This is a genomic window from Stappia sp., assembly GCF_965276915.1.
Classification (GTDB): domain Bacteria; phylum Pseudomonadota; class Alphaproteobacteria; order Rhizobiales; family Stappiaceae; genus Stappia.
Window position 1 is genome coordinate 1,712,243 of sequence record NZ_OZ255709.1, and the last position, 13,018, is coordinate 1,725,260.

The window sequence follows — 13,018 nt, forward strand, 5'->3', positions numbered from 1 at the left end:
GTAAACCTTGACGCAAGTCCGCAAGGAATCGCGCGGCGTGGTTAGCGCACCGTTGAGGGACGTGGTCAACAAGTCCTGAATCGCCGGTGCCCGCCGGTTAACGGCCGGACGCCTCAGTTCACCAGCGGCCGCACTTCGCGGACGATCGAGGGCAGCAGCGGCTCGACCTGCGAGGGGCGCATGCCCGGCTTGATACGCGGGTGATAGAGCATGTTGAGGATCAGCCGGTCGAAGGAGGTGAAGCGGCTGTGCCTGGACCGGTCGTTGAAGACCGAATGAGACAGCGAGGGATCGTCGTTCATCGGTCCGAGCCCCTGCAGCAGCTCTTCCACCAGGCAGCGCCGGAACAGGAAGTCGCCCTCGTCGGAGACGATCACCGCCGCCGATTGCGAAATGCCGCGGCTGTCGGAGACCACCCGCACGAGGCAGCGGCCGGGAACGTCGGCGTTCGGGTCCTTGTAGATGTGCCGCTGGACGATGTCGCGATACTGGCTGCGATCGACCACATAGACGTGAAAATTCGCATCCGCCGGGCTCGCAACGATCGCGGTCGCCAGCCCGCGAATGCTGGCGCCGATCTGGTCGATGAACCGGTAGACGGTCGGCTTGCGGTTCTTGCGCGCCATGTTGTGCACGTAGAAGCGCACCGGGCCGGCATATTTCTTGACCAGATAGGGCTGCCAGCTCCACGACCGGTACTCGAGGCCGAAGACGGTCTTCATGAACCCGTCGACCAGTTCCTCGGTGGAGAACGTATAGGGATTCGCACGCGCGCTGCCCTGCAGGCCGGCTCCGGTGAGCAGGGCACAGAAGATCAGGACGACAAATGTCGGTATCGGTCGGCGCACGAGCGGGTTCCGGCTCTCTGTTTGGGGACGGCGAGCGTCGACCGCCAGCGGCAACCATACAAAACCGGAGAGCCGTGCGGAAAGCAAAATCACGCCCGCCCGCCACTTCGGCGGAACCCGTGGCCTTTCGGGCACGTGCCCCGGCAAAGGATCTGCTGGAGGAACAATTCCTTAAAACTCGACTTGTATAGATTGTCCTGCACCCGAGACAGCACCTGGTCCGAGATGTGGAGACGAAGCCGACCATGATGGCGACGAGAAGAGCCTTTAGAGCCGAAAGCCTTTTGCAGCAGTCGGGCGTCAAGACCTCCCCCTCCGCGGCGGGTTCCGACTACCGGCACCAGGAGCTCATGGCGGAGATCGCCTCGCTCAAGGCGTTGATCCGTCCGGCCGAGGAGGTCGGCGACCAGGTGCTTGAGAAATTCAAGCAGGAGCTGGGCGAGGCGGTGAAGCTGAAGGCCGAGCTCGACTCGATCTACGAGGCCATCGCCAAGACCAAGCGCGAGATCGCGACCCTGCACAACACGGCCGGCTCCGAGAGCCAGGACATGACGCGGGTGACCAACGAGCTTGACGCGGTCGTCAGCGGCACCGAGGGCGCGACGGAAGGCATTCTATCGGCGGCGGAATTCATCGACGAGACCGCCAACACGCTGAGCGCGCGGCTCTCCGGCCAGGACGCCGAGCTTGCCAACGATATCCAGGAGAAGGTCGTCCAGATCTTCGAATCCTGTAACTTCCAGGACCTGACCGGCCAGCGCATCACCAAGGTGATCGGAACGCTGCGCTTCATCGAGGACCGCATCATCCGGATGATGGACATCTGGGGCGGCATCGAGACGTTCAAGGCGATCGAGCCGGAAGGCCGGCCGCAGCGCGAGGGCGATGCCGCACTTCTCAACGGTCCGGCACTCGACATTGACGAAGGTGTCGCCAGCCAGGACGATATCGACGCGCTCTTCGCCTGAACTCTTTTCCCCGCAGTCCGTCCACCTGTTGTTACGACCATCCGCGCCGGGAAACCGGCCGGAACGGGCCTTCGTGAACGGTGCTCGCAAGGCGTGGCGCGTGTCCGGTTGCCGGCCCCTTGCGGGCCGGCTTGCCAGGCGGCGCCGAATTCGCTATTCCGAACAAAGAGTGAACAATACACCCGGCCGCCGGCCGGGGCGGGCATGGAGGCTGACATTGAGCGAGGAACACGGGGAACCGGCGGCGGGGCTGATGGTCGGCGAGGACGGCGCCACGCGTTGCTGGTGGCACGGCAACAAGCCCGACTACCTGCATTATCACGACAACGAATGGGGCCGGCCCGTTGCCGACGACCGGCGCCTGTTCGAGAAGATCTGCCTTGAGGGTTTCCAGTCCGGCCTGTCCTGGCTGACGATCCTGCGCAAGCGCGAGAACTTCCGCAAGGCCTTCGCCGGTTTCGATCCGGAGGCCGTGGCAAGGTTTGGCGATGCCGACATCGAGCGGTTGCTTGGCGATGCCGGCATCGTGCGCCATCGCGGCAAGATCGTCTCCACCATCAACAACGCGCGGCGCGCCTGTGATCTCGCTGCCGAGCGAGGATCGCTCGCCGCCTATTTCTGGAGTTTCGAGCCGGATCCCTCCGAGCGGCCCGAGCGCTTCGATCACGCCTCCTTGTCGGTGCTTGCACAGACCCCGGCGTCCAAGGCTTTGTCGCGCGATTTGAAGAAGCGCGGCTGGAGTTTCGTCGGGCCGACCACCGTTTATGCGTTCATGCAGGCGATGGGCCTCGTCAACGATCACCTCGATGGATGCTGCATACGTGTGCAGGCGGAGCAACAACGTTCGGAATTTGTCCGCCCAAAATAAAACCAGCGATTGTATTCAGTCGATTTCCGTAGTTGCGCGGAAGCGATGCATGCGCTTAGCTACTGTTGTATTTGCCGAGCTTTCGCGGCTGGAGGCGTGGGGCGCGCCAGTTGTTGTGGACACGATTCGAAATTGTGCTCGGGTCCGGCAAATCGTGTAGGATCGGCGACCGGTATGAGGTTACTCATGCGGCCTAGGGTCCTGGGACCGAAACGGGGCGGGGAGAGCGGCACGCGCCGGATTCCGCGCGCCTGAACATAAAACAGCGGCTGCCACAAGGTGCCGCATCCGGGTGCGCATTTTGGGCGCCCGAAGGGAGGAATGTTATGAAACTCGCTCGTTTCGCCGTCGGCCTCGCCGCCGGCCTCGCATTGACCGTGTCGGCGGCCTGGGCCGAGACGACGACGCTGCGCATCACCTTGCAGCTGCCGCTCAAGAGCCATCTCGGCGAGAACCTGTCGCTCTTCAAGCAGAAGGTCGAGGAAATCTCCAAGGGCGAGATCGCCGTCGAGATCTACGATTCGGCACAGCTCTACAAGGACAACGAGGTTCCGCAGGCCGTCGGTTCCGGGTCCATCGAGATGGGCGTTGCCTCGCTCACCCGCTATGTCGGCGACGTGCCGGCGGTGGACGTCTTCTACATGCCCTTCCTGCTGAACAGCGAGGAGCTGGTGCGCAAGGCCGTGGCTCCGGGCAGCCCGGTGCGCGGACCGCTTGACGAGGCGATCCTGGAAACCGGCGCGCGCGTGGTCTGGTGGCAGGCCTATGGCGGTTCGGTGCTGCTGTCCAATGGCGGCCCGATCAAGACCCCGGCCGATGTCGTCGGCAAAAAGGTCCGCGTCTTCGGCAAGACGCTCGGCGAATGGATCAAGGCCGCCGGCGGCGCGCCGACGCTGGTCTCCGGCTCCGAGCAGTACATCGCCTACCAGCGCGGCACCGTCGATGTCGGCATGACCGGCGTCTCCGGCGTCAAGAGCCGCCGCCTGTGGGAGGTGATGGACACGATCACCGTCACCAACAATGCCGACATCGAGTTCATCGTCGTCGTCAACGAGCAGTTCTGGCAGGGCCTGTCCGACCAGAAGCGCGCGTGGATCACGGAAGCTGCCGTTTTCGCCGAGAACGACGTGCGCGACCGCATGACCGGTATCGAGACCGCAGCCTATGAAGCGGCCCGCGAAAACGGCATGACCGTCTATGAGCTCAGCGATGCCGAAGTCGCCGCCTGGATGGAAGCCGCGCAGCCGGTCTACGACCAGTTTCTCGCCGATTCCGGCGATCTGGGGGCCAAGGTTCTCGCCGCCGCCCGCGCGCTCGGAAACTGAGCACGCATCTCGCCGCATACCACCGGGGCGGCAGCCGTCGCCCCGGTTTCTCCCGTTAGTCAACATGCACGGATGACGCCGATGCTGCGTATGATCGACCGCGTGTCCCGCTTCGCCGGGACCGTCGCCGGCTGGGCCTATTTCGCGATCGCCTTGATGCTCTGCTACGAGGTCGTCATGCGCTATGTCTTCATCGCCCCGACGATCTGGGCGGAAGAGCTGTCGCGCATGTTCCTTGTCTGGGCGACGTTCGGCGGCGCCGCGATCCTGGTGCATCGGCGCCAGCACATCGTGATCACCCTGGTCACCGACCACCTGCCGCCACGTCTGCGTCAGGCGCAGGAGGTTTTCGCCCTGCTCTTCGTGGCGGCGCTGGCCCTCTTCATCGTCATCTATGGCGGCGGCATCGCGGGCGATTCCCTGACCCGCGGGCGCACCACCGGCTCGATGCTGGACCTGCCGGCCTGGTGGGCGCAGGCGTCGCTCCCCGCCTGTTTCGCCCTGCTTGCCCTGCAAGCGCTCGTCGAGGCGCTGCGGGTGGCGCTGAACGGACCCGATGACACGCCGCGCGCGCCGCTGGAGCATTGAGGCGACATGACCACCATCCTGATTCTGCTGGCGCTTTTCGCCCTGCTCCTGGCCGGCATCCCGGTCGCCTTCACGCTTGCCGGCCTCGGCCTCGGCCTGCTCTATTTCGGCGGACTGTCACCGCTGATGGTGCCGCAGGGGCTGCTTTCGGCCGCTGACAGTTTCGTGCTGATCGCCGTGCCGCTGTTCCTGCTGATGTCCAACGTGCTGCTCAAGGGCGGTGTCGGCCGCGATCTTTTCGCCGCCGTCCAGGCCTGGGTCGGCCACTGGCCGGGCGGACTGGCCATCGCCACCATCCTCTCCTGCGGCATCTTCGCCGCGATCTCCGGGTCCTCGGTTGCCACCGCCGCGACCATCGGCACGGTCGCGATTCCCGAGATGACGGCACGCGGCTATCCCCGCCGCTTCGTGCTCGGCCTGCTTGCCGCCGGCGGCACGCTCGGCATCCTTATCCCTCCCTCGATCCCGATGATCGTCTACGGCGTCATCACCGAGGAATCGATCATCGCGCTGTTCCTCGCCGGCATTGGCCCCGGCCTGATGCTGATGGCGCTTTTCATCGCCTGGTCGGTGCTTTACGCAAGCTTCGCCGCCGACTACCAGCCAAGCCCCAAGGCGACCTGGGGCGAGCGCCGGTCGACCGCCATCAGGGCCTTTCCGACGGTGCTGCTGGCCACGCTTGTCATCGTCGGCATCTATGCCGGCATCTTCACGCCGACGGAGGCCGCCGCCGTCGGTTTCCTCGGCTCGCTGATCGTCGTCGGTCTCATCCTGAGAACGCTCGACTGGCCGAAGCTGCGCGATGCGGTGGCCGAGTCCATGACCACCACGGTGGCGATCCTGTTGATCGTGTGCGGTGCCAAGGTGTTCGGCAAGGCGATCACGCTCTACCGGATTCCGCAGGACATCTCGATGTTCCTGTCGGAGCATATCTCCACCGCCGGCATGTTCATCCTCGTCGTCGCGCTGGTGCTTCTCGTCATGGGCCTGTTCCTCGAGGCGCTCTCCATGATGCTGATCATGGTCCCCGTGCTTTCCGGGGCGCTCTTCGCTCTCGGGATCGACCCGATCTGGTTCGGCGTCTTCTTCGTCATCATGGTCGAGTGCGCGCTGATCACGCCGCCCGTGGGATTGAACCTTTATGTCATACAGGCGGTCGGAAAGGCGACGATGGGCGAGGTCTCGACCGGCGTCTGGCCGTTCCTGGCGATCATGCTGGCCAGTGTCCTGCTGATCTTCTGGTGGACCGACCTGGTGCTCTACATCCCCTTCAAGCTGTAGCGACCGGCGAGCCTTCGGCCCATCGCCGGAGGCACTCGGTCCTTTGAAACCAAGATCTTGCCGGCCCGCGTTCGCGGGGCCGGCCGCCAGGCAGAACAAAGGCAGGAAACAATGTCCTCACCCGCCGCACGGCTGCGCGCCCATCTCGCCGCCACTCCTTTCACCGTCATGCCCTGCTGTTTCGACGGCCTTTCGGCCCGCCTGATCGGCGACGCCGGTTTCGACGTGACCTTCATGTCGGGCTTCGCGGTTTCCGCCACCCGCATCGGCCAGCCCGACACGGGCCTCATTTCCTATGGCGAGATGGCGGACACGGCCCGCAATGTCGCCGCCGCGACGCGGGCATTGGTGATCGGCGACGGCGACACGGGCTACGGAAACGCGCTGAACGTGAAGCGCACCGTGCGGGGATACGCGCAGGCCGGGCTGGCGGCGGTGATGATCGAGGACCAGGTGGCGCCAAAGCGCTGCGGCCACACCCGCGGCAAGCTGGTGGTCGACCGCACCGAGGCGGTGAACCGCATCAAGGCGGCGGTCGACGCGCGCGAGGAGGGCGCCGACATCCTTATCCTCGCCCGCACCGATGCGCGCCATGGCCACGGGCTCGACGAGGCGCTGGAGCGGGCCCGCGCGTTCCGCGACGCGGGGGCCGACATGCTTTTTGTCGAGGCGCCGCAAAGCATTGAAGAGATGGAGACAATTTGCCGCGAAGTGCCGGGCGTCCACATGGCGAACCTGGTCGAGGGCGGCGCGACGCCGATGCTGCCGCATGCCGAGCTTCAGCGCATCGGCTACCGCCTTGCCGCCTATCCCCTGACGCTGCTCTCGGCCATGACCCGTGCCATGCAGGAGGCGCTTGCGGTGATGAAGGCGGGTGGCCATCCGGATGCTGCGCTGCTCGATTTCGCCGATCTGCGCAAGGCCGTCGGTTTCGATGCCTATTACGAGGAAGAAGCGGCCTACGCCGACCGCCGCGACTGAGCGATCCGGTCCGGGGCATGTTCACCCCGCCTGTCCACGCGGCCCGGCGGGGACAGGGGAACGCCTGGCCGGACCAGGAAGCGCCGGCACCGGGTTTTCTCACTTTGTTCAATTTCGACAAGTTCGAACAATTTTGTGCAAGTTTCTGCGCGAAATTGTTCGAAAAAGTCGCATTCTTTTGTCGTCCTGCGCAGCACCCGAGGCCGCCGGACCGGCATCTGTGATCCGGGCCGGGGGCGTGCAGCGTAGACCGGAACGGAACAGGCGGCGCGACGGCCGTTCCCGATCCGCCGTCGAGCATCGCCGCCGGTTCTGCGGGAGGTCCACCCCGATCGGCCACCCGTCAAGGAGATCGCTCCTCCCCCGGAGCGGTCTCCTTTGTCCTTCGCGGGATCTCTCCGGGAAGCGCGGCGGTCGTTCTCCTGTCCCTCAGAACCTCAGAACCTCGGAACCTCATAACTCCGGAGTGCGGGTGAGCCAGTCCGTCCCGCGCTCATAGGCCTTGGCGAGGCGCAGCACGCCGAGATCGTCGCGCGGCCGTCCGATGAGCTGGAAGCCGGCCGGAAGGCCACTGGGTGAAAAGCCGGCTGGCAGCGAGATGGCGGGAAGCCCGAGCAGGCTTGCCGGGACGACGGTCTCCATCCAGCGGTGATAGGTGTCCATCGGCCGGCCCGCGACTTCCGCCGGCCAGTCGAGCGTGACGTCGAAGGGGAAGATCTGGGCACTCGGCATGACCAGCGCGTCGAAACGGTCGAACAGGCGCAGCATCGCCCGGTAAAAGGCGCTGCGCACCGCGCTTGCCTCCTCGATGCGCGCAAGCGGCAAGGCCCGCCCGCGCTCGATCTCCCAGATCGCTGCCGGCTTCAGCTTGTCGCGGGTCGCCGACGCATCGTAGAGCGGGCCGAGCTTGCCCGCGACACGCCAGCTCCGAAGGTCGATCCAGGCCTGGAAGACGCGCTCCGCCTCGAAGGCAGGCTCCGCCTCCCCGACCGTGCAGCCGCGCCCGGCGAAGGCGTCGAGGGCGGCGCGGGTGAGCTCCAGGATACCGGGTTCGCAGGGCAGGTGGCCACTGAGGTCGCCGAGCCAGCCGATGCGCGTGCCGGCGACATCGTCGGCCAGCTCGGCTGCGAATTCCGATCCGTCGCCGGCAAGCGATTGCGGCGCGCGCGGGTCGTAACCGGCCTGCACGGAAAGAAGCAGCGCCAGGTCGTCGGCGCTGCGTGCCATCGGTCCGTCGGTTGCCATCGTGTCGAAGAAGACCTCAGGCGCGGGGCCGGCCGGAACCCGGCCGTAGCTGGGGCGAAGACCCATCACGTTGCAGAAGGCGGCGGGATTGCGCAGCGAGCCCATCATGTCGCTGCCATCGGCAACGCAAAGCATGCGGGTGGCCAGTGCCGCCGCCGCACCGCCACTCGATCCGCCGGCGCTCTTTGTCCGGTCGTAAGGGTTGAGCGTCGCCCCGAAAAGCGGGTTGTAGGTATGCGAGCCAAGGCCGAATTCCGGCACATTGGTCTTGCCGATGATGATGGCGCCGGCCGCCCGCACCCGGGCGACATGGATGCTGTCTTCCTCCGGCACCTGGCGGGCAAAGACCGGCGAGCCCATGGTGGTGGGCAGGCCGGCGGTCATGGCGAGGTCCTTGATCGCCTGGGGAATGCCGTGCAGGACCCCGCGCGAGCGCCCCGCGGCAAGCTCCGTATCGGCCGCGTCCGCCTCGGCGAGCAGCGCGTCCCCCTCGCGCAGCGAGACGATGGCGTTGATCTTCGGATTGACCTTTGCGATGCGGGCAAGCGTCGCCTCCATCACCTCGCGTGCCGACACCTGCCGCTCGTGGATCGCCCGCGACAGGGCCCGCGCGCCAAGGCTGGTGATCTCGCCATTCGCCATTCGTCTCTCTCCCGTCTGTTTGAAATGTCCGGCGCTCCGGACCCGGCCGGACAGGGGATGCCCGGCGGCAAGGGCGGCCCGGTGCCGCCCGGCGGACGATCCGGCACTGGGGGGCGCCGTCCTGATCCTTTCTCCGAGAGTGGCGCATCTTGCACAGGATATGCAAGCGGCAACAGGCATTTGGGCGGCGAGAGGGCAGGGGGCGGGAGCATTGCCGCAGGGTCTGCGCGCACCGGCGCATGCCTCCCACTCGGCGATCATCCCTCCACGCTGCCGAGGTCGCCGTCGACCTTCTGCACTTGCCTCCCCACAAACGTCATCCCGGCCGAAGCGAAGCGCAGGGCAGGGACCCGTTGGCGACCCCGGCCGGCATGTCGGTTCCCATCGGTTGCGGCGGACGGCGAGCCCCGCGCCGTCAGGGGGTCAGACCGGCCGGCGCCCGCCCGCGATCCCGGCCGCCTCTCCTGCCACCGCCTCTCCCTGCGTCCCTCCCTTCGCCCTCCGCGCTTAACCCTCAAGCCGGTGCATCAGCATGCAGGCTTGCAATCGGGGGCGTTCGGACTATGGTCCCGCGCGATCCTGCCGCAGCCGGCCAGATGGCCGTGCGCGGCTTCACGAAAGCGTTCGGTTCCTCAATGTTCGGAGTTCCCATGCCGGTCGACGGCGTATCGCAGACGAGTGAGCCTGACGGCGCGGCGCGCCCCGCAACGGCGCGGCTTTCGGTCGTGCTGCCGACCTTCAACGAGCGCGACAACCTGCCGGTCCTGATCGACCGGCTCGACACCGTGCTTGCCGGCATCGCCTGGGAGGCCATCGTCGTCGACGACAATTCGCCCGACGGAACGGCGGAGGCCGCGCGTGCCATCGCCGCGCGCGATCCGCGCGTGCGCGTCATCCGCCGGGTCGGCCGGCGCGGCCTTTCGGGCGCCTGCATCGAGGGAATGCTCGCCTCCTCCGCCGACTATGTCGCGGTGATGGATGCCGACCTGCAGCATGACGAGACCCTGCTGCCGAAGATGCTGGCGGCGCTTTCCAACGGCGCCGCCGACCTTGCGGTCGCCAGCCGCCACGTGGAGGGCGGCGATGTCGGGTCGGGTCTTTCCTCCGTGCGCGCCTCCGGTTCGGGGCTCGCCAACCGGCTCGCCCGGCTGCTCCTCGGCGTCACCCTCTCCGACCCGATGAGCGGCTTCTTCATGATCCGCCGCTCCGAGGTGGAACGGCTGGCGCCCGGTCTTTCCTCGCAAGGGTTCAAGATCCTGCTCGACATCGTCGCGACCGCGCGCGGCAGCCTGCGCATCGTCGAGCTTCCCTTCGTCTTCCGCGAAAGGCTGCACGGGCAGAGCAAGCTCGACACGCTGGTCGCGCTCGATTTCCTGGGGCTTCTCTTGTCAAAATTCGTCGGCGACGTCGTGTCCGTGCGCTTCCTCATGTTCATGATGGTCGGAGCCTCCGGCGTCATCGTCCACATGGCGGCGCTGTTCGCGCTGATCGAGCTTGAGGGCATGTCCTTCCAGCTGGCGCAAACGGCGGCGACCTTCGTCGCCATGACCACCAATTTCTGGCTCAACAACCGCCTGACCTATCGCGACCGGCGGCTCAGGGGCCTGGCCGCGCTGCGCGGGTTGCTGACCTTCTACCTGGTCTGCGGTTTCGGCGTCATCGCCAATGTCGGCGTCGCCTCGCTGGTCTACCAGGAAGATGCCGGACGCATCCTGATCGGGCTGGCGGGCGCCGCCGGCGCGGTGATGGGCGCGGTGTGGAACTACGCGGCAAGCTCGGTGCTGACATGGCGGAAGGCGTGAGCGCGCCGACTGCGGGGACGCGATCGTGAGCATGCCGCGCGACCGCGCGCCGCTGCCCTTCTGGCTGCGGCCTTTCTTCCTTGTCCTGCTCGTTTGCGCGCTGACAGGCCTGCGCCTCGTCGTCGCGGCGCAGTCGGGCCTTGCCGAGGACGAGGCCTATTACCGGCTCTGGGGGCTTTATCCGGCGACCGGCTACTACGACCATCCGCCGATGATCGGCTGGTTCGTCCATCTGGGTCAGTGGATCGCCGGCGACACCGCGCTCGGCCTGCGGCTTCTCGCCGTCCTTTCCGGCATCCTGGGTTCGGCCGCGCTGTGGCGCACCGGCTTCCTGCTCTACGGGCCGCGTGTCGCCGGATACGCCGTGCTCTTTCTCAACGCGACGCTGCTGGTCGGCATCGGCGGCCTGATCGCCACGCCCGACGCCCCTTCCGTGCTGTTCTGGGGACTGGCCGTCTGGGCGCTGGCGGAGCTGACGAGCGGCCGCAATCCGTGGTGGTGGCTGGCCATCGGGCTCTTCGCCGGCCTCGGCCTCAATGCAAAGTATTCCGTTCTCTTCCTCGGCGCCGGCATCGTCGCGTTCCTCGTGCTGGTGCCGCAAGCCCGGCGCTGGTGGCGGAGCTGGCAGCTCTGGGCGGGCGGGCTGATCGCGCTGGCGCTCGTCGTGCCGGTCGTCTCCTGGAACGCTGCCCATGAATGGGCCTCCTTCGCCAAGCAGTTCGGCCGCGCCGTGCCGGACGGCTGGTCCTCGCGCTATCTGCCGGAGTTCCTCGGCGCCGTCATCGGCCTGCTCAACCCGCTGATCGCGCTGCTCGCCGGCATCGGCCTCGTGCGCGTCGTGCGCGGCGCCTTTCGCGGCGAACCCGCCGCCGGCCTGCTGCTGTGGACGAGCCTGCCCTTCTTTCTCTACCTGCTCGCCCATTCGCTCCATTCGCGCGTCCAGGGCAACTGGCCGGCGCCGCTGTTTCCGGCGCTGGCCTTGATGGCGGCGATCGTCGCCGCCGATCCCCCGGCCGCAGCCGCCCGGTTCTGGCGCGCCCTTGCCGGGACCGCCATCGTGCTCGGCCTTGCCGTCTCGCTCCTGGTCTACGCCCATGCGGTGACGCCCTTCACCGGCGCGCTTGCCCGCAAGGACCCGACCTTCCAGACCCGGGGCTGGGAGGAGATCCGCAAGGAGCTTGTCGCGCTCGCCGGCGCGCACGATGCCCGCTGGATCGCCACCTATGGCTACGGGCTCAGCGCACAGCTTGCCTTCCAGCTCGACCGCCAGTTGCCGGTCGAGCAGCTTACCGAGCGCATTCGCTACGCGATGCGCCCCGATCCCGACCCGGCGGTGCTTGCGCGGCCCGCGCTCTTCGTCGTCGAGGAGCGGCGCGACCCTGGCACGGACGGGCTCTCGGCCCGCTTCGCCACTGTCGCGCGCGTCGCCGAGCTGACCCGGCGGGTCAGGGGCGTGCCGCTCGAGACCCTCGTCGTCTACGCGATCTCGGACCCGCGCAGGCCAGGCCCGCTCGATCCCGTCTATCCGCTCCCCTGAGCTCTCCCCTGAACTCTCCCCTGGCCCCTTCCCCGGGGCGGCGCAAAAAAGAGGGTGGCGCCGAGGGCCGGCACGCTGCATAGAATCGGGCGATGAAACGGATCCTGCTGACCTCCGCCGATTACGGCCTCGCCTTCGGCGTCGACCGGGCCCTGCGCGAATTGATCGGGGCCGGCGCACTCTCCGCCGTCGGTTGCCTCGTCGTGTCGGACCTGTGGTCGCGCGAATACCTGCCGCTGCGCGATGCCGTCGACAGCGTCCGCCACCGCACCCTGGTCGGGCTGACGCTGGCGCTCACCCAGCCGCACCAGCCGCTTTCCGTGCGCGGGCGCGGCCAGTTTGGCGACGCCTTCCCCGGGCCCCGCTGGTGGCGCTTTCGCGGCGCCCTGCGGCTGCTGCCGGACGAGATGATCGCCGACGAGGTCGAGGCGCAATTCGCCTGTTTCGAGGAGTTCTACCAGCGCCCGGCCGACTTCCTCCACGTCACGGACGACCTGCTTGCCGTGCCGGCGCTGGCCCGTGTGGTGCTGAAGCAGGCGGGCCTGCGCCGCTGGCCGCCGCGCGTGGTCATGCCGCAGCTGGAGCCGCGCGCGGCCCGGCGTTTCGCGCGCCTGGCCGGCGAGTGCGGCCTGCGCGTGCTGCAGCGCGGCCCGGCCTTTCCCGCCACCGTCGAGGAGGCGGACCATGTCCATCATGTGCGCCGCCGGCTCGACGGGCTCTCCGACCGCACCGTTGTCTTCTGCCAGCCGGGCGAGGTCGACGACCGCTTGCGGCGCGCCGAACCGCGCGCAAGGCTCGACACGCGCAGCGCCCAGTACGCCTTTCTCAGGGGCAGCACCTTTCCGCTGCTCCTGATGGAAAAGGACATCTTTCTCTACTGACGTTTTCTCTACTGGCGTTCGGCCTCGGCAGGCCGTGTTGGAGCGGACGCGT

Annotated in this window: 11 protein-coding genes; 9 read left to right on the forward strand and 2 right to left on the reverse strand. The window is 67.3% G+C overall.

Annotated elements, in window-relative coordinates:
• Positions 1–113 precede the first annotated feature (113 nt).
• Entirely contained in the window at positions 114–848 is a 735-nt protein-coding gene (locus ACQY46_RS08005) for a DUF2927 domain-containing protein (RefSeq protein ID WP_428699729.1), read from the reverse strand.
• Between the two features lie 245 nt (positions 849–1,093).
• Between ACQY46_RS08005 and ACQY46_RS08010 the strand changes: the two genes are divergently transcribed.
• The 6 genes from ACQY46_RS08010 (at position 1,094) to ACQY46_RS08035 (ending at position 6,859) form a co-directional block, all read left to right on the forward strand.
• Complete coding sequence (locus ACQY46_RS08010) at positions 1,094–1,816, forward strand: protein phosphatase CheZ (protein ID WP_428699730.1); 723 nt, start codon at positions 1,094–1,096, stop codon at positions 1,814–1,816.
• Between the two features lie 253 nt (positions 1,817–2,069).
• Positions 2,070–2,684: a DNA-3-methyladenine glycosylase I gene (locus ACQY46_RS08015; protein WP_428700436.1), complete on the forward strand. Its 615-nt coding sequence runs from the start codon at positions 2,070–2,072 to the stop codon at positions 2,682–2,684.
• A 326-nt stretch (positions 2,685–3,010) separates the two neighbouring features.
• Positions 3,011–4,009, forward strand: coding sequence for a TRAP transporter substrate-binding protein DctP (gene dctP, locus ACQY46_RS08020; protein ID WP_428699731.1), 999 nt, complete (start codon positions 3,011–3,013; stop codon positions 4,007–4,009).
• An 81-nt stretch (positions 4,010–4,090) separates the two neighbouring features.
• Positions 4,091–4,597, forward strand: coding sequence for a TRAP transporter small permease (locus ACQY46_RS08025; protein ID WP_428699732.1), 507 nt, complete (start codon positions 4,091–4,093; stop codon positions 4,595–4,597).
• Positions 4,598–4,603: 6 nt separating this feature from the next.
• The gene (locus ACQY46_RS08030) at positions 4,604–5,878 is read left to right on the forward strand and encodes a TRAP transporter large permease (protein WP_428699733.1); all 1,275 of its coding nucleotides are present in this window, start codon (positions 4,604–4,606) and stop codon (positions 5,876–5,878) included.
• Positions 5,879–5,989: 111 nt separating this feature from the next.
• Positions 5,990–6,859 (forward strand): isocitrate lyase/PEP mutase family protein, encoded by an 870-nt coding sequence (locus tag ACQY46_RS08035; RefSeq protein ID WP_428699734.1) that lies wholly within the window; start codon positions 5,990–5,992, stop codon positions 6,857–6,859.
• A gap of 453 nt (positions 6,860–7,312) precedes the next feature.
• On the opposite strand, the gene ACQY46_RS08040 is transcribed toward ACQY46_RS08035, so the two are convergent.
• Complete coding sequence (locus ACQY46_RS08040; protein WP_428699735.1) at positions 7,313–8,746, reverse strand: amidase; 1,434 nt, start codon at positions 8,744–8,746, stop codon at positions 7,313–7,315.
• A 650-nt stretch (positions 8,747–9,396) separates the two neighbouring features.
• On the opposite strand from ACQY46_RS08040, the gene ACQY46_RS08045 reads away from it, so the two are divergent.
• From ACQY46_RS08045 to ACQY46_RS08055, 3 genes are all read left to right on the forward strand, one after another.
• Positions 9,397–10,548 carry a glycosyltransferase family 2 protein gene (locus ACQY46_RS08045; protein ID WP_428699736.1) on the forward strand — a complete coding sequence of 384 codons (1,152 nt, stop codon included), beginning with the start codon at positions 9,397–9,399 and terminating at the stop codon, positions 10,546–10,548.
• A 31-nt stretch (positions 10,549–10,579) separates the two neighbouring features.
• Positions 10,580–12,085, forward strand: a complete 1,506-nt coding sequence (locus ACQY46_RS08050; RefSeq protein WP_428700437.1) for a glycosyltransferase family 39 protein — start codon at positions 10,580–10,582, stop codon at positions 12,083–12,085.
• Between the two features lie 92 nt (positions 12,086–12,177).
• Complete coding sequence (locus ACQY46_RS08055) at positions 12,178–12,966, forward strand: ChbG/HpnK family deacetylase (RefSeq protein WP_428699737.1); 789 nt, start codon at positions 12,178–12,180, stop codon at positions 12,964–12,966.
• The last annotated feature ends 52 nt before the right edge of the window (positions 12,967–13,018 follow it).